The following is a 16,486-nucleotide window of genomic DNA, read 5'->3' as shown; positions in this document are numbered from 1 at the left end:
ATCCCGACCCGACCCGACCCCGATCCCGACCGTGGCCCCGTACCGCCGCGAACGGCGTCAGGCCGCGAGGTCGCTCTCGTGCGTGGGCGGGGTCTGCGCCTGCGGGAGGCCGACCGGCCGGGGCAGCGCGAGGTGCTTGGCCCGTACGAGCCGGCCACCGCGCCGGGAGCGGGCCACCGCCCGCACCAGCGGGGTCAGCGCCGCCATCGCGAGCGGCGCGAGCACGAGCACCACGGCGGTGCCCAGCGCGAGGCCGCCGATGACGTCGGTCGGGTAGTGGATGCCCATGTAGACGCGGCACAGGCCCTCGGCGAAGGCCAGCCCGATCCCCAGGAGGCCGAACTTCCGGTTCGCCACGAACAGGCCCACGCCCAGGGCCATCGCGAGGGTGGTGTGGCCGCTGACGAAGGAGAACTCGGTGCGCCCGAGCCCCCAGCCGAAGGCGGGATCGAGCACCTGCAGGCCCTCGTGCTGGCGGAACGGCCGCTGCCGCCCGACGAATTCACGCAGCGGCACATTCACGAGCAGCGCCAGCCCGGCGGCCAGCGGGGCCCAGACGAGCGCGGCGACGGACTCGACGGCGGTGGCTTCGTCCTGCCGGCGGGCACCACGCCAGCACCACAGGACCAGGAGCACCAGGGCCAGCAGGATCCCGTACTCCCCGACCAGGCTCACGACCCGGTCCAGCCACGCCGGAGCATGCCGGGCCGCTCCGTTGACCTCGTACAGCAGGCTGACATCCACGTTCGGCCCACCTGTTGTGAGTCCAGCCATGGTGACGCGGCCCCTTGCCCTTGCCGTGGTTCCCCTGTGGAACGCACCCATGTGTGCGCCCCTCCACCCCCACTTGACCAACCCCCGCGCCCATGGAACGCCCGTTCTGGCTCCTACGTTCCATTCTCCACGCAATGATCACTCCAACGTTATCGAAGAGTGACTCATCGTCGCAGCTCAGGGCCTTTGCCTTACGGTGAGTTACGAAGCCGCGCGACCGGCGGCGGTGCGCTCCGGAAGCGCCTCCGCGCCGTCCTTGGTCACGCGCGTCGCACCGAAGTAGTCGGGGGTGTCGATCTTGTCGAACCGGATCACGGCGCCGGTGTAGGGGGCGTTGATCATGTACCCGCCTCCCACGTACAGCCCGACGTGCCGGATCTCCCGAGAGTTCGTCAGATCATCGGAGAAGAAGACGAGGTCACCGGGCAGGAGTTGATCCCGCGAAGGATGCGGACCGGCGTTGTACTGGTCGTTCGCCACCCGCGGCAGCTCGATCCCCACGGTCTCGTACGCGGCCTTGGTCAACCCGGAACAGTCGAACCGCCCGTCCTGATCGGGCGTCCCGTTGCCGCCCCACAGGTACGGCGTGCCGAGCTGCTTCTGCGCGAAGTAGATCGCCCCGGCGGCCTGTTGCGAGGGCGCCACCCGGCCGACGGGCCGTTCGAAGCTCTTGGCCAGCGTGGTGATGGCCTTCACGTACCCCTGCGTCTCGCGGAACGGGGGCACACCCTGGTGCTGCGTCACCGCGCCGGGGCCGGCGTTGTAGGCGGCCAGCATGTTCGCGACGGGGTCTCCGGGCACCTTGCTCACATAGCGCGCGAGTTCGCAGTCGTACGAAGCGGCCGAGGGAATGGCGTCGTTCGGGTCCCAGATGTCACGGTCGCCGTCGCCGTCCCCGTCGATCCCGTGCGTGGCCCAGGTCCCGGGGATGAACTGGGCGATGCCCCGCGCATCGGCGGGGCTGACGATGTTCGGGTTCCAGCCGCTCTCCGAGTACAGCTGGGCGGCGAGGACGGCCGGACTCAGCGTCGGGCACAGAACGCCCCACTTCTGCACCAGGGCCTGGTACTTCCCGGGTACGGCGCCCTTCGCCAGCCCGACCTGCCGACCACCGGCGGTCGCGATGCCCGCGGCGGCGGAGTACGTGCCGACCACGAGGAGAGCCACGAAGCACAGACACGCTCCGAAGCTGATCCCGCCGATCACCCAGAATCTGCGCACCCGTCAACCCTCCCCCATCGGCCGGTCTTTCACCGGGATTCACCATGACGTGTCGGATTTATCCCTTTTGCGGCCCGCTGTCGAAGCCGTCGCAGACCAACGTCGTGTGTTCCGTATCCGAGACGGCGTGCCGGAACACCACCGTCCACCCGCCGGGATCCTGCGCCAGCAAAGGCGCCTTGACGGTCTTTCCGTTCAGCTCCATGGAGAAGTCGTCCGGGTACGTGACGGACTTCCACTCCACCTCGTCACCTTCGTACAGGTCCTGGGCCTTGGCAACGAACCCGAGCTGGCGATTGTCGGTCACCGCGGTGGACCGGCCGTTCTCGTCGACCTCGTGCTGCGGCTTCACGACGACGGCCACGTAGTACGGGGACGCGTCGGGGAGCGCGTTCTTGACCCGGAACGAGATCGTCACCTTCCCCGACTTCAGCTGTGGGTCGTCCAGGGTCCTGGGCATCGAGGTCTGGAAATCCAGCAGGCCGTCCCCACCACCGGTCCGGGCACAGGTGCGGTGGACGGGGTTGTAGTCGTCCAGGTTGGGCTCGGTCTGCCTGATGTACGTGGGCGGACCGGCCGGGGACTTCACCGCAGGCGTCGGTACGGCGGGAACCTGCCCGGCGGGCGTCTGCCCGGCGGGTGCCTGCGCGGCGGGGCTCCGGCCCGTTTCCCGCCCGCCGGCCCGATCGTCCCCACCCCCCGGACCTCCCGAGCCCCCCAAGCCCCCCGGCGGCAACTTCCACACCACCAAGGCCCCGACCACCACGGCCGACACGACCCCGGCGGCCACCCACATCCCCCTACCACGCATCCGCCCGCGCCCCGGCGGGGCCGTGACCGCGGCGCCGGCCACGCCCTGGGTCGGGGTGTAGCCGTGCACCAACCCCGGCCCCTGCGTCCGCATCTCGTGCACCGGTATCGCCTCACCCAGCGCACCGAGCCCGAGGTACACCGGATCGTCGATCAACGCGTCCCGCACCCCGCACCGGGCGATGACCTCACCCGGACCGGGCCGCACCGCCGGGTCCTTCGCCACGCACGCCTCGATCAGGCCCGCCAGCCCCGGCTCCACCCCGGCCACGTCGACCGGCTCGTGCACCGACCGATAGCTCACCGTCGTCGCCGCACCCGTACCGAACGGCGGCCGCCCGGTCGCCGCGTACGCGAGGGTCGCACCCAGCGCGAACACGTCCGCCGCGGCCCCGGCCTCCGCACCCAGCAGCACCTCGGGCGCGGTGTACCCCGGCGTCCCCGGGGCCTGCCCGTCCTGGGTGAGAGCCGTCTCGCCCACACCCCGCGCGATGCCGAAGTCGATGAGCTGCGGCCCCTGCGCACCCAGCACGACGTTCTGCGGCTTGAGGTCCCGGTGCGTCACCCCGTACGCGTGCACGCTCGCGAGCCCCTCCGCCAGCGCCGCGAACAGCCGCCGACAGGTGTCCGCGGGCAGGCCGCCCCGCTCCGCGACGGCACGACCGAGCGTCGGGCCCGCCACGTACTCGGTCGCCAGCCAGTACGGCGCCCCTGCCAGCGAGGCGTCGATCAGGTTCGCCGTGTACGCCGACCGCACCGCGCGCACGGTCTCGGCCTCACGCCGGAACCGGGCCAACGCCTCCGGATGCCCGGTGATCTCGTCCCGGATCACCTTCACCGCGACGAGCCGCCCACCCGGCGACCGCGCCAGATACACCTGCCCCATCCCGCCGGCGCCGAGCCGGGCCAACAGCGCATGCGCCCCGATCTGCGCGGGGTCGACGTCTCTCAGGGCCTCCACCGCCCCGAGCCTGCCACACCGACTTCCGCCGGACGAAGGCGGGTTGACCGGAGAGCGGTTGGAAAGCGGCCGAGATCCGGCTACGGCCGCGGAGCCACGAACAAACTCTGCGCGCTGCGCCCGATGGGCCCCTTCTCGTCGTGCAACCGCGCGTCCGCGAGGCCGATCCCGGCCGCGTCCACACTCGTACGGGCCTCCACGCACGCCCACTCGCCCACCGGATGGCGGTGCAGGTGCACGGTCAGGTCACCGTTGACGAACACGTACCGCCCGAAGTCCATCACCGAACTGATCCCGTTCCCCGAATCGGCGGCGATCAGCACCCGGTCCAGCGGCCGGGGCTCCTCCCCGGCGACGAGGGGCACCTTCATCCGCATCCAGCAGGTGCCAGGACCCAGCTCGACGAAGGCTCCCTCGGTGAACCGGGTCTCCATGGCCGAGTGGTAACCGGTCTCCCACGGCACCGGGAAGAACGGCGTCACCTCCACCTCGCCGGGCGGCGGCAGCTGCGGCCCCGGGACCACGGCCGGTACGGCCTCGTCCGCGACCCGGATCCGCAGGGCCCGCGCCAGCATCACGGGGACGCCGCCCGCCGGCGCGAGGGCCGCCTCGACCACCTCGGTCCCACGCCCGGCCCGCAGCACACCGGTGGTGATCTCCAGCTCGCCGATCGGCACCGGGCGCAGGATCTCGTACGTGATCCGGGCGATCCGCATGTCCGTACGCGCACCCGGCCGCTCCTCGACGGCCCGCCCGAGCAGCGCGGCCGGCGGCCCGGCGTGCTGCGCCCCCGGATCCCACGGCCCCCGCGTGTACTCGGTGGCCAGGAACCGCCCGGCGTCGACCCGCTCGAAGAATCCCTCGTACCCCTCCGCAGCACCCATACCGGCCACGCTACCGACAGGTAACCCGGGCCACCAGCCCCCGGAACCGGCTCAGCGGGCGAACCCCAGACCCACCCCCAGCCCCACCAGCACCGACCCGATGGCCCGGTTCAGCGCCTTCTGCGCCTTCAGCATCCGATCACGCAGCCGCGACACGGAGAAGAACAGCGCCACCGCCCCGAACCAGCCCAGATGCGCCGCCGACATGAACAACCCGTAGCCCACCTGCTGCCACACGGGCGTCTGCGGATTCACCACCTGCGTGAAGGTCGACACCACGAACAGCGTCGTCTTCGGATTGAGCACATTGGTCAGGAAGCCCGACCGCATCGCCCCCAGCCGGGTCAGCTGCGGCTTCGACTCCAGGTCCACGGTCAACTCGGCCCGCGCCCGGAAGGTACGTATCCCGATCCACACCAGATAGGCCGCACCCGCCAGCTTGATCGCGGTGAACAGCGCGGTGGAGGAGGCGATCAGCAGACCGACCCCGAGCATCGTGTAGGAGACGTGGACCAGCACACCGGCCGCGACCCCGGCGGCGGCGAACAGCCCGGTGGGCCGCCCGTAGAGATAGCTGTTACGGACCACCATGGCGAAATCGGCGCCGGGACTGATCACGGCGAGGAGGGTGATGACGGCGACTGCGATCACTTCTGTCATACGGCGATGCTCACCGCCACCGCCCCGTGGATCAAGCAATTCCGGACAGCCCAGGTCCACGCACCCGACGAGCGACAATGGACGACGTGCCCAGTAGCCCCGCCACCCCCGCCCCCGCCCCCCTGCCGGTCCTGCAGGCCGACTGCGCGAACTGCTTCGCGCTCTGCTGCGTGGCCCTCCCCTTCGCCAAGTCCAACGACTTCGCGGTGAACAAGCCCGCCGGCACCCCCTGCGGCAACCTCCAGCAGGACTTCCGCTGCGGCATCCACACCCGGCTGCGCGACAAGGGCTTCCAGGGCTGCACCGTCTTCGACTGCTTCGGCGCGGGCCAGCAGGTCTCCCAGGTCACCTTCGGCGGCCGCGACTGGCGCACCCACCCCGGCACCGCCCGCCAGATGTTCGAGGTCTTCCCGGTACTGCGGCACCTGCACGAGCTGCTCTTCTACGTCAGCGAGGCCCTGACCCTCCCGGCCGCCACCCCGATCCACGCGGACCTGCGCCGAGCCCTCGCGGAGACCGAGGAATGGACCCGGGCCGACGCCCAGGCCCTGACCACCGACCTCGACGTCGGCGAACTCCGGCAACGGATCAACACCCTGCTCCTGAAGACCAGCGAACTCGTACGGGCGAAGGTGCCGGGCCGCAAGAAGAACCACCGCGGCGCCGACCTGATGGGCGCCCGCCTCTCCGGAGCCGACCTCCGCGGCGCGAACCTCCGCGGCGCCTACCTGATCGCCGCCGACCTCACCCGCGCCGACCTCCGCACGGCCGACCTGATCGGCGCGGACCTCCGCGACACAGACCTGCGCGGCGCGGACCTACGCGAAGCCGTCTTCCTCACCCAGCCCCAACTGAACGCGGCCCAAGGCGACCCGACCACCCGAATCCCCCCGACCCTCACCCGCCCCACCCACTGGACCTGACCCACCGCCCCAGCCGAACGCCCGGCCATACCGACGCTCAAGGCGCCCTTCCAACCCCGCACACTCCCAGCCCCGCCGGCACTCGAGGCACTCTTCCGGCCCCGCACACTTCCAGCCCCGCGCACTTCCAGCCCCGCCGGCGTTTGAGGCGCGGGGTCTGGGGCGGAGCCCCAGCAACGGCGCCGCACCCGCCCGGCCCCGGCACGCCCACACCTCACACCCGCGCCAAAAACCCCCGCACGGCAGCGAAGAACCCCTCCGGGTCCCCCACCCGCACCGAATGCCCCGCCGGCAACTCCACCAACCGCACCCCCGCCCTCCGCACCGTCATCTCCCGCGCGTGCTCCGCCGACAACACCCCGCTCCGATCCCCCCGCACCAGCAGCGTCGGCTTCCCCACCCCCAGCCAGTCCCCCCAGTGGTCCCCGTTCAGCCCCCGCTGGGACTCCACCATGTCCTCCACCTCGAACACGGTCCCCCACCCGTCCGGGTACTCCTGCAGCGACCGCTCCAGGAACGGCGCCGAGCTCCCCACCCCCGCCAGGAACCCGGCCCGGGACCCCGCCCGCCTCGGCCACTCCCGCACGAACGACAGATCACCGTCGACCACCGCCCCGATGTCCTCGACGACCACCGCCCGCACCAGATCCGGCCGCCGCGCCGCGAGCTGGTACGCGTTGACGCCGCCCAGCGAGTGCCCCAGTACCACCGCCGGCCCCAGCCCCAGCTGCTCCAGCAGCGCGGCGGCGTCCGCCACGTACCCGTCCCGCGAGTACTCCGCCGCCCGGTCGGACCTCCCGTGCCCCCGCTGGTCCAGGGCGATCACCCGCCACGCCGGACCCACCTCCTGGGCCAGCCGCTCGAAGGCGCTCGCCCCCGCCTCGAAGTGCCCGTGCAGCGCCAGCAGCGGCGCCCCCGGCCCGCCGAAGTCCGTATAGGCGAGCCGCCGCCCGTCCTGGGTCACCATCACGCCCGGCAACGGCCCCAGCTTGTCGATGACCCGCTGCCGCAGCAGCTGGTACTCCTCCCACCGCCTGCGCAACCGCCCCGGCGGCCGCTTCACGATCCGCCCCGGCGTGACCGTCTCCCCCCGCCGGAACTGTTCCCGCGTCAGATCGATGAGGACACCCTCGGACAGCAGGTTCCACCAGTGGTAACCCTCCTGCCGGCCGTCATGGAACACCTCGCCCAGCACCAGGTCCCCACCCACGAGGTCCTGCACCACGAGAGCCGTGATGTCACAGTGCCCCCAGCCCGGGTTCTCCGGAGTCCAAGGGATCTTCGTGATGTCGGAGGGCTCACAGGTCTCGGCCGACCATCCCGCCCGGATGGCCGCCTCGAGGTCCGCGAGAGTCCATGGAGTCGTCATGCTCCCCAGCCTGCCGCACCCCACTGACAACCCGGCCCGCCACACCCCCGCGCGCCGATGAAACGACGGAAGGACCATCCGACGCATGTCGGCGGGTCGGCCCAACGACACGCCAACCACTGCTCCGAACGGCGGCCCCTCACCCCACCCCCCGAACGCCGAGTCGACAAAACAGCGTCCGACGTCACCCCTCGTGATACACAGAGTGACCACATGTTCTCGCCCACACACCCCGCCCCTGCCCAGGTCAGAGCGCGGAAGCGAAGCGCGGGCCGCGAGATCGGGTAAAGAGAGCCGTCAAGTCGACGACGGCGGCGGTTTCATCAGCGAAGATAGTGCGTAACCCCTGCCGTAGGGCAAGGGCCTTCCGGAACTACCCATACAGGGGCGGTGAGTTACATGATCCTGGCAGCCGAAAAGGGCGACATCACCACCATCATCGGCGGAATCGCCCCGAACTGGGGGCCTTTCGGCAGTCTCGGCAACGAAGCGAAGGTCATGATCGAGGTGGTCATGGCCGTCGCGATCCTGCTCTGCCTGGGCATCGCCATCTGGGGGGCGGCCAAACAGCGCATCGGCGCGACCGCCCTGCGCGACACCTTCAGCGCCGAACAGGGCAAGGGCCTGATCGTGGCCGGCCTGACCGGAGTCTTCATCATCGGCTCCCTCGGGACGCTGTTCACGATCGTCTACGGGATGGCCGTCTAGCCGGGTCACGCGCCGGGCCCCGTAGCTGATGACGCATCACGACACCACATCCACGCGGGAACCAGCGCTACCGTCGTACGACGCGGAGGGGGCGGACACGGAATGAGCAACGACGACCAGTACGGCGGCGCCGGCGGCTACGGCGAGGTCGGCGGCACCGGCCAGACCCGCACCCGCCTCCCGGACTCCCCGGCCGACCCGTACGGCCCCACCCGCCGCACCCCCCGCGCCTCCCGCAGCCTCATCACCGTGGTCGGCGTAGTGGTCCTCCTGATCGCCGCCATCGCCTTCGCCAACTCGGCCCCGGACACCCCGTCGGACCCCGCCTCGGACAAACCCCCGACGGACTCCTCCACGGCAGCCACGGGCACGAACCCGGTGACGGACAAAACCGCAGGCATCCCCAAGGGCTACGCCCACGACGAACAGGGCGCCCAATCGGCGGCCGCCAACTTCGCGGTGGCACTCGGCTCCGACGGCATGTTCAGCACAGCTCGAAGAGGAGCCATCGTCCAGGCCGTGTACGTTCCGGACGTCGCCGCTGCGCGACAGTCCGACCTGGACCGTGTCTACACCGACGCCGAGTTCCTGGCACGCATCGGCCTCGACGCCGCCGGGAAGTCCCCGAAGGGGCTGACCTTCATCTCCCGGACCAATCCGGTGGGGACCAAAGTCGAGAAGTACAGCGCGGACGCCGCATCCGTCTCGGTCTGGCACTCGACCCTCTTCGGCCTCGCAGGCGAGGGCTCGAAGAACCCGGTCACCGAGAGCTGGTACACGAACACCTTTGAGCTGCGCTGGATCAACGGCGACTGGCGCATCGCCGACTTCTCGCAGAAGGACGGTCCAGCTCCCGTGGGCCAGGACCAGCGCGCCGCCACCGCCGAGGAGATGGCCGCTGCTGTATCGCAGTTCGGGGGACTCACCTATGCACGCTAGCCGTCGCAGCCTGTCCTTCGCGGCCGTCCTCGCCGCCGTCCAGGCGACCATTGTCCTCATGGCCACGCGAGCAGTGGCCGCGCCCACGCCAACACCGACTCCCTCGGCCTCGAACAACCCGTGCGACCTGATCCGGGGCCCGGCCAAGGAATACTGCGAGCGCGGCAACGGCGGAGCCACCGGCGGGGCACCCGGTCTCGCCCCCACCGACCCGGCCGACGCCCTCAACCCCCTCGCCTCCCTCGCCCGCGGCTGCGCCGACGCCGCCTCCTGGATCGTCAGCAAGCTCAGCGAAGCGGTAAAGGGCTCGGCCGAGGTCGACTTCACCAACCCCGCCTTCCTCAAGCAGTACTCCGTCGTCTTCGCCGCCTCCACCATCCTCACCCTCGTCCTCTGGCTCTTCGCCGTAGCCAAGCGAGCCGTCCGCGGCGTCCCCCTCACCACCGCCATGTCCGAAGCCATCGGCTTCCTCTGGCTCACCGTCCTCGCCTCCGCCTTCACCCCCCTCGTCCTCTACACCGTCGTCTCCGCCACCGACGGCGTCACCGAGGTCATCGCCTCCGCCACCGGCGGCCAGACCGACGTCTTCTTCGGCTCCTTCTCCGAAGCCCTCAAGAAGGGCGACGACATCGGCGGCGGCCCGATCATGCTGATCGTCGTCGCGCTCGTCACCGTCCTCGCCGCCGGCGTGCTCTACCTGGAGCTGTTCATCCGGGCCGCCCTCCTCTACGTCGGCGCCCTCCTCGGCGTCGTCGTCTACTCCGGGCTCGTCGACCGCAACCTCTGGGGCCACGTCCGCCGCTGGGCCGGCATCATGATCGCCGTCATCCTCGTGAAGCCGGTCATCGTCATCGTCCTCGGCCTCGCCGGCGCCCTGACCGGAGAAAAGGGCCCCAACGCCTTCTCCGCCGTCGTCACCGGCCTCGCCATCATCCTCCTGGCGATCTTCGCCTCCGCGATGATCTACCGCTTCGTCCCCGGCTTCGGCGACGAGATCGCCTCCGCCCACTCCAACCGCAGCAAGGCCACCGACGGCGCCCAGGCGGCCGCCGTCATCAGCTCCCCGGCCTCCCTCGTCTCGCAGGGCATCAAAACCCACAGCAGCCGCGGCGCCCACCGCGGCGACGGCGGCAGCGGCGGCAACAACGCGCCCCGCCCCGCCAACCCCATCTCCGGAGGCGTGGCCGCCCACAGCAGCCGACCCACCTCCGGCGGCGGCGCCGGCGGCGGATCTGTCCCCTCCGCCGCACCCCCGCCCCGCACGAGCTCGAGCACGAGGAACACAGGAGGTGACGGGCGTTGACGACCCAGTCCCACCAGCTGCACCCGGTCGCGCCCCGCCGCACGTATCTCATCGGCCGCGCCCGGCCGAACGCGATCGTCGGCAAGAACCGCGAGACCGGCGAGATCGCCCTGATCATCGCCGGGGCGTTCTTCGGCATGATGAGCGGACTGCTCGTCCCCGACCTCACCCTGCGCATCGTCAGCCTCGCGGGCTTCCCCATGATCGCGCTCGCCGCCGTGTACGTCCCGTACAAGGGCCGCACCTTCTACCGCTGGTTCGAGATCAGCCGCAGCTACAAGCGCACCCTGCGCCGCGGTACGACCTACCGCTCGGGCGCCATGGAAGCCGGCATCCGCGGCGCCGACGGCCGCGAGGTCGAGGTCGGCCCGCCCCCCGGCATCGGCCGCATCAACTGGCTCGCCGCCCCCTTCGGCCCCGACGAGATCGCCGTCCTCCTGCACGCCGACCGCCGCACCGTCACCGCCGCCATCGAGATCGAGGGCCCCGGCGTCGGCCTACGCGACAGCGAGGACCAAGAGGCCCTCGTCGACCGCTTCGGCACCCTCCTCAAGCACGTGGCCAACGGCGACGGCTTCGTCACCCGCCTCCAGATGCTCGCCCGCACCCTCCCCGCCGACCCCGACGCACACGCCAAGGACGTCGCCCAACGCGGCGACACCCAGGCCCCCGGCTGGCTCCGCGACTCCTACGACCAGCTCCAGTCGATGGTGTCCACCTCCTCCGAGCAGCACCGCGCGTACCTCGTCGCCTGCATGCACTACACGCGCGACCTCGCCGCCGAGGCCAACGCCATCGCCCGCGCCGGCACCCCCCACAAGGGCCGCAAGCTCGACCGCGACGCCGGCCTCGCCATCGTCATGGCCCGCGAACTCACCGACATCTGCGCCCGCCTCGCCGAGGCCGACATCCGCGTCCGCCAACCCCTCGGCCAGGGCCGCCTCTCCTCCCTCGTGCACTCCATGTACGACCCGGACCACCCCATCGACCACATCCAGGCCATGACCAAGCGCAACGCCTGGCCCGCCGAGCTCGACGCCGTGGAGCCCACCTTCCTCCAGGCCAAGACCCGCGAATCCTCCACCCGCGCCCCCTGGTGCCACGCCACCGCCTGGGTCAAGGAATGGCCGATGACGCCCGTGGGCGTCAACTTCCTCGCCCCGCTCCTCGTCCACACCCCCGACGTGATCCGTACCGTCGCCGTCACCATGGACCTGGAGCCCACCGAGATCGCCATCGAGCGCATGCTCACCGAGAAGACCAACGACGAGGCCGACGCCTCCCGCGCCGCCAAGATGAACCGCACCGTCGACCCCCGCGACATCGCCGCCCACGGCCGACTCGACCAAAGAGGTGAAGATCTCGCCAGCGGTGCGGCAGGAGTCAACCTCGTCGGGTACATCACGGTGTCCTCGCGTTCGCCGGAGGCCCTCGCCCGCGACAAGCGGACGATCCGCGCCTCCGCCGGCAAGTCCTACCTGAAGCTGGAATGGTGCGACCGCGAGCACCACCGCGCCTTCGTCAACACCTTGCCGTTCGCCACCGGCATCCGACGCTAGCTGGAGGGAAGTGCCGCCCATGCGAGATCCCATGTCCGCCCTGACGGACGCCTTCACCAGCTTCCTCTTCGGCAAAGTCGAAACCACGCGCCTGCCCGTCCGCACCTCCACCGGGCAGGCGCAAGCCGTCTACCTGCCCACCGCCGCCCCCGGACTCGGCGACTCCGGCGTCATCATCGGCCGCGAGGTCTACAGCGGCAAGGGCTACATCTACGACCCCTTCCAGCTCTACGGACAACAGCTCCCGGCCCCCCACTGGCTGGTCCTCGGCGAATCCGGAAACGGCAAGTCCGCCCTGGAGAAGACCTACGTCCTACGCCAGCTCCGCTTCAAGGACCGCCAGGTCGTCGTCCTCGACGCCCAGGGCGAGGACGGCGTCGGCGAGTGGAACCTGATCGCCCAGCAGCTGGGGATAACCCCCATCCGCCTGGACCCCATCGCCGCCAACGACGACGGGATCCGCCTCAACCCCCTCGACCCGGCCATCACCGCGACCGGTCAGCTCGCGCTGCTCCGGACCATCATCGAGGTGGCCATGGGCCACGGCCTGGACGAACGCTCCGGCTTCGCCCTCAAGGTCGCGCACGCCTACGTCGTGGAAACCATCACCACGCGCCAGCCCGTGCTCACCGACATCGTGGAACAACTGCGCCACCCCGAGCCCGAATCCGCCCTCGCGATGAACGTCGACATAGACGATGTCCGGGCCTGGGGCCTCGACGTCGCGCTCGTCATCGACCGCCTCGTCGACGGTGACCTGCGCGGCATGTTCGACGGCCCCACCACCGTCGGCATCGACCTCGACGCCCCGCTGATCGTCTTCGACCTCTCCCACATCGACCGCAACTCCATCGCGATGCCGATCCTCATGGCGATCGTCGGCGTCTGGCTGGAGCACACCTGGATCCGCCCCGACCGGAAGAAGCGCATCTTCCTCGTCGAGGAGGCCTGGCACATCATCAACAGCCCCTTCGTGGCCCAGCTGTTCCAGCGCCTGCTGAAGTTCGGCCGGCGCCTGGGCCTGTCCTTCGTCGCCGTCGTCCACCACCTCTCGGACGTCGTCGACGGCGCGGCCGCACGCGAGGCCGCGGCCATCCTCAAGATGGCCTCGACCCGAACGATCTACGCCCAGAAGGCGGACGAAGCCAGAGCCACGGGCCGGGTCCTGGGCCTGCCCCGCTGGGCCGTCGAAATCATCCCGACCCTCACCCCGGGCATCGCGGTCTGGGACGTCAACGGCAACGTCCAGGTGGTCAAACACCTGATCACCGAAGCCGAACGCCCCCTCGTCTTCACCGACCGCGCCATGACCGAGTCCTCCACCCCCACCCGCCTCCCCGCCGACATGCTCGCCGCCGAACTGGAGGCGGAGGAACGGGCCCTGTCCATCGAACGCCGCCGCGGCGGCCCCGGTTCCGCGACCACGGTGGCCTGACCATGCACGACGCACGACGTACGGAGCCCCCCGCGCGCAGCGGCGGCGTCCCGGACGGCCTGCTGGTCGGCCTCCTGGCCTTCCTCCTCGGCCTCGCCGTCCTCGTCTGGTCGGCCACCGGCCTCGCGGCCGTCTTCGCCAAAGGCTCCTGGCCCGACACGATCACCTTCACCCGCACCCCCGAAGCCGTCCGCGCCCTGATAGCGCAACCGCACGACATCCCCGCCGCCTGGCCGGACACCGACCCGGCGGCCCTGTCGGGCTGGGGCCTCTTCTGGGGCCTGTTCGTCAGCCAGCTGCTGATCCTCTTCGTCCTCACGGTCTTCGTGATCGGCGTGGTGGCCCGCACCAAGTCCCGCCGCGCCCTGGCCGAACAAGCCACCGTCCCCGAACCGGCCCCCCAACCCTCCGCGACACAGCCGACCCCCTCGCCCCAGCCGTCCTCGTCACCCATTCCCGCTCAGTCACCCCTCCCAACCTCACCGCCCCCTCCAGCCTCGCCATCCCCTTCAGCCTCGCCGTCCCCTCCAGCCCTGCCGTCCCCTCCAGCCCTGCCGTCCCCTCCAGCCTCGCCGGCGTTTGAGGCGCGGGGCGCGGGGCGGAGCCCCGATCTTTCAGCCTCGCCGGCGTTTGAGGCGCGGGGGTCCGGGGGCAGCGCCCCCGGCCACGGCGCCGCACCCGCCGACGAGGCCTACCGCTACGGCTTCGGCTACGCCCCCCAACCAGCGGCGGCAGCGGCGGCAGCGACGGCAGCGACGGCAGCGACGGCAGCCAACTCCCAGCAAGGCGCCACCGCCGACGGCCTCACCTACACCGGCCCCAACACCCGCCTCCGCGCCGCCACCCACCGCATCCGCGAGATCGAAGGCGCCGCCCTCGTCGTGACCTCGTCCCCCACCCTGTGGGCCGAGACCAAGGACGCCCGCGCCAAACTCGGCCCGGTCCTCCTCTACGACCCCTCCCACCTGTGCGACACCCCGGCCCGCATGCACTGGAACCCCGCCGATGGCTGCGCCGACCGCGATACCGCCGCCGCCCGAGCCATCGCCCTGCTGGCCCCCGTACGCCCACAGGCCCGCATGGACGCGGCAATGGCCGACACCGCGGAAACCCTCCTGCGCAGCTGGCTCCAGGCCGCCGCCCTGGACAACCGCCCGTTCAAGCTGCTCCACCGCTGGGCACAGGGCAACAGCGCCCAGGACCCGGTCCGCGTCCTGCGTACCCACCCCCAGGCCGCCCCCGGCGCGGCCGGCGAGCTGGAGAGCGCCCTCACCGCCCACCCCGAACGCCGCGAGCTCGCCCAGAACCTGACGGCCCGTGCCCTGTCCTGCCTGACCTCGATCCACATCCGCGAGGCCTGCAACCCGAACCGGGCCGATGCCCTCGCCCTGGCATCATTCGTCGCCGAAGGGGGCACCCTCTACCTGGTGGGTGAAGCTCTGGAGGATCCCCGCACCCACCCGGGTGCGATGCCCTTGCTCACCGCACTCGCCTCTCACGTGGTCGAGCACGGCCGCCGCATGGCCGCACGGTCATCCCACGGTCGGCTCGACCCACCACTCTCCCTGGTGCTGGACGACGTGGCCGCCGTGGCCCCGATCCCCCAGCTCCCGGAACTCCTGACCGAGGGAACGCTCCCCCTGCTCGCCCTGTGCCGCAGCCGCGAACAGGCCCGCTCCCGCTGGCCGGAAGCCGCCCTCCCCTAGTACGCCGACCCGCCGGCGACATGGGCTCCCCACGTCTGCGCGTCCGCGATGTACACGCAAGCGCGATGGTCGAACCAGAGCCCGCTGTGCGGAAGATCCCGGACCATCGCCGGGATCCCGGGCTCGAACCGCAGCACGGCCAGCGTCTTCCACCCGTGAGGGATGTAGTCCCAGGCGTGTCCGAACTGCTGGGTGACAGCGACGACGGTGGTGGTCACCTGCTCGGCGACCTCCGCGTCCGCACGCCGGAAGCAGTGCGTGTACCGCCTTCCCACCGGGACATCGGCGTAGTTGTACCCGAGGAACACGGCCGCCTCGTTCGCCGCAAGCCGTGGAAGCCCCTGGCCGAAAGCCGTCAGAGCGGTCCCATCGGCATGGCACTCGACCGACAGGAACCGCTCCTCGACCGGAGCGTCCTCTTCCGTCCTCACATCGCGGCGCCCGACTGGGTCGGCCGCGTGTAGACGTACTCCCGCTCCTTGGCGCCCGTCTCCAGCGGTATCAGCAGACCACTGGCCTTGAACCCGTACCGCCGATAGAAGCTCTCCGCCCGCGGGTTGTCCTCGTGCACGAACAACCGCACCCGCTCGGTCGCCGGCTCCTCCAGCGACCAGGCCCATTCCAGCGCGGCGTCGAACAGCCTCTCCACGAGCCCGCTTCCCCGCTGCTCGGGCCGTACGAACACCCCGACCAGGTGGCCCTGCTGCTGCTCGATGGCCTCACCGAAGTAGTCGGTACCGCCCTGCGCCTCGATGAGCACGGTCACCGACCCGACCCACCGCCCGTCGCCGGCCTCGGCGATGAACTGCCGAGCGCCCCGCCCCTCGGCCGCCCCCGCGGCACGCTGCTGCCAGAACTCGTCGCCCTGGGCCAGGGCGCCTTCCTCGGTCTCCAGGAAGGCCACGGCCGCAGCCGGATCCCGGAGCGCCACCAGCCGCAGCTCCTTGACCTGCTTCCACTCGTCGCCCCGTACGGCCCTGATCACATAGTCATCGCTGTCATCGCTCATGTCCGGGATCCTAACCACGGACCATTGCCGGCTCACCTGCGTTTTCCGACGCCCTCGATTCCGGCCCGTGAACGCAGAAAAGCCCCGCACCGAACCCGTGAAGGGTTGGTGCGGGGCTTTCCCACAATGATTGTTCGGCGGCGTCCTACTCTCCCACAGGGTCCCCCCTGCAGTACCATCGGCGCTGAAAGGCTTAGCTTCCGGGTTCGGAATGTAAACCGGGCG

General features: G+C 71.0%; 15 protein-coding genes and 1 rRNA gene. 7 read left to right on the top strand and 9 right to left on the bottom strand.

What is annotated here, in order from left to right:
* Positions 1 to 57: 57 nt before the first annotated feature.
* The 5 genes from BCL76_RS14675 to BCL76_RS14655 form a co-directional block, all read right to left on the bottom strand.
* The gene (locus BCL76_RS14675; protein WP_109779964.1) at positions 58 to 774 is read right to left on the bottom strand and encodes a phosphatase PAP2 family protein; all 717 of its coding nucleotides are present in this window, start codon (positions 772 to 774) and stop codon (positions 58 to 60) included.
* 201 nt (positions 775 to 975) lie between these two features.
* The gene (locus tag BCL76_RS14670) at positions 976 to 1,995 is read right to left on the bottom strand and encodes a C40 family peptidase (protein WP_181382553.1); all 1,020 of its coding nucleotides are present in this window, start codon (positions 1,993 to 1,995) and stop codon (positions 976 to 978) included.
* A 58-nt stretch (positions 1,996 to 2,053) separates the two neighbouring features.
* Positions 2,054 to 3,766 (bottom strand): serine/threonine-protein kinase, encoded by a 1,713-nt coding sequence (locus BCL76_RS14665; RefSeq protein ID WP_109779963.1) that lies wholly within the window; start codon positions 3,764 to 3,766, stop codon positions 2,054 to 2,056.
* 80 nt (positions 3,767 to 3,846) lie between these two features.
* On the bottom strand, positions 3,847 to 4,650 hold the full coding sequence (locus tag BCL76_RS14660; RefSeq protein ID WP_109779962.1) for a thioesterase family protein: 804 nt from the start codon (positions 4,648 to 4,650) through the stop codon (positions 3,847 to 3,849).
* Between the two features lie 51 nt (positions 4,651 to 4,701).
* Entirely contained in the window at positions 4,702 to 5,310 is a 609-nt protein-coding gene (locus BCL76_RS14655) for a LysE family translocator (protein WP_030728571.1), read from the bottom strand.
* Positions 5,311 to 5,387: 77 nt separating this feature from the next.
* On the opposite strand from BCL76_RS14655, the gene BCL76_RS14650 reads away from it, so the two are divergent.
* A complete protein-coding gene (locus tag BCL76_RS14650) occupies positions 5,388 to 6,233 on the top strand; it encodes a pentapeptide repeat-containing protein (protein ID WP_109779961.1) in 846 nt (281 codons plus the stop codon).
* 214 nt (positions 6,234 to 6,447) lie between these two features.
* On the opposite strand, the gene BCL76_RS14645 is transcribed toward BCL76_RS14650, so the two are convergent.
* Positions 6,448 to 7,602, bottom strand: coding sequence for an alpha/beta fold hydrolase (locus BCL76_RS14645; protein ID WP_309136836.1), 1,155 nt, complete (start codon positions 7,600 to 7,602; stop codon positions 6,448 to 6,450).
* 399 nt (positions 7,603 to 8,001) lie between these two features.
* On the opposite strand from BCL76_RS14645, the gene BCL76_RS14635 reads away from it, so the two are divergent.
* The 6 genes from BCL76_RS14635 to BCL76_RS14610 all read left to right on the top strand — a co-directional run bounded on the left by BCL76_RS14635 (position 8,002) and on the right by BCL76_RS14610 (position 15,252).
* A complete protein-coding gene (locus BCL76_RS14635; protein WP_008742356.1) occupies positions 8,002 to 8,310 on the top strand; it encodes a hypothetical protein in 309 nt (102 codons plus the stop codon).
* Positions 8,311 to 8,412: 102 nt separating this feature from the next.
* Positions 8,413 to 9,249 (top strand): hypothetical protein, encoded by an 837-nt coding sequence (locus tag BCL76_RS14630; RefSeq protein WP_109779960.1) that lies wholly within the window; start codon positions 8,413 to 8,415, stop codon positions 9,247 to 9,249.
* On the top strand, positions 9,239 to 10,552 hold the full coding sequence (locus BCL76_RS14625; RefSeq protein WP_109779959.1) for a hypothetical protein: 1,314 nt from the start codon (positions 9,239 to 9,241) through the stop codon (positions 10,550 to 10,552). The genes BCL76_RS14630 and BCL76_RS14625 overlap by 11 nt, the downstream gene beginning before the upstream one ends.
* On the top strand, positions 10,549 to 12,111 hold the full coding sequence (locus tag BCL76_RS14620; RefSeq protein WP_030768218.1) for an SCO6880 family protein: 1,563 nt from the start codon (positions 10,549 to 10,551) through the stop codon (positions 12,109 to 12,111). The genes BCL76_RS14625 and BCL76_RS14620 overlap by 4 nt, the downstream gene beginning before the upstream one ends.
* A 19-nt stretch (positions 12,112 to 12,130) precedes the next feature.
* Positions 12,131 to 13,546, top strand: coding sequence for an ATP-binding protein (locus BCL76_RS14615; RefSeq protein WP_030733206.1), 1,416 nt, complete (start codon positions 12,131 to 12,133; stop codon positions 13,544 to 13,546).
* A gap of 2 nt (positions 13,547 to 13,548) precedes the next feature.
* Positions 13,549 to 15,252, top strand: a complete 1,704-nt coding sequence (locus BCL76_RS14610) for a type VI secretion protein (protein ID WP_109779958.1) — start codon at positions 13,549 to 13,551, stop codon at positions 15,250 to 15,252.
* Here the strand turns inward: BCL76_RS14610 and BCL76_RS14605 are convergent.
* The 3 genes from BCL76_RS14605 to rrf all read right to left on the bottom strand — a co-directional run.
* On the bottom strand, positions 15,249 to 15,683 hold the full coding sequence (locus tag BCL76_RS14605; protein ID WP_109779957.1) for a hypothetical protein: 435 nt from the start codon (positions 15,681 to 15,683) through the stop codon (positions 15,249 to 15,251). The genes BCL76_RS14610 and BCL76_RS14605 overlap by 4 nt on opposite strands.
* The gene (locus tag BCL76_RS14600; protein WP_109779956.1) at positions 15,680 to 16,261 is read right to left on the bottom strand and encodes a GNAT family N-acetyltransferase; all 582 of its coding nucleotides are present in this window, start codon (positions 16,259 to 16,261) and stop codon (positions 15,680 to 15,682) included. Before BCL76_RS14600 ends, BCL76_RS14605 begins: the two co-directional genes overlap by 4 nt.
* A gap of 132 nt (positions 16,262 to 16,393) precedes the next feature.
* Positions 16,394 to 16,486: ribosomal RNA gene (gene rrf, locus BCL76_RS14595) — 5S ribosomal RNA — on the bottom strand; the annotation flags it as partial.

The sequence above is a fragment of the Streptomyces sp. CG 926 genome (genome assembly GCF_003148825.1).
Lineage (GTDB): Bacteria > Actinomycetota > Actinomycetes > Streptomycetales > Streptomycetaceae > Streptomyces.
The sequence above is the reverse complement of the archived record's forward strand: the minus strand, read 5'-3'. Positions and strand labels throughout refer to the sequence as shown.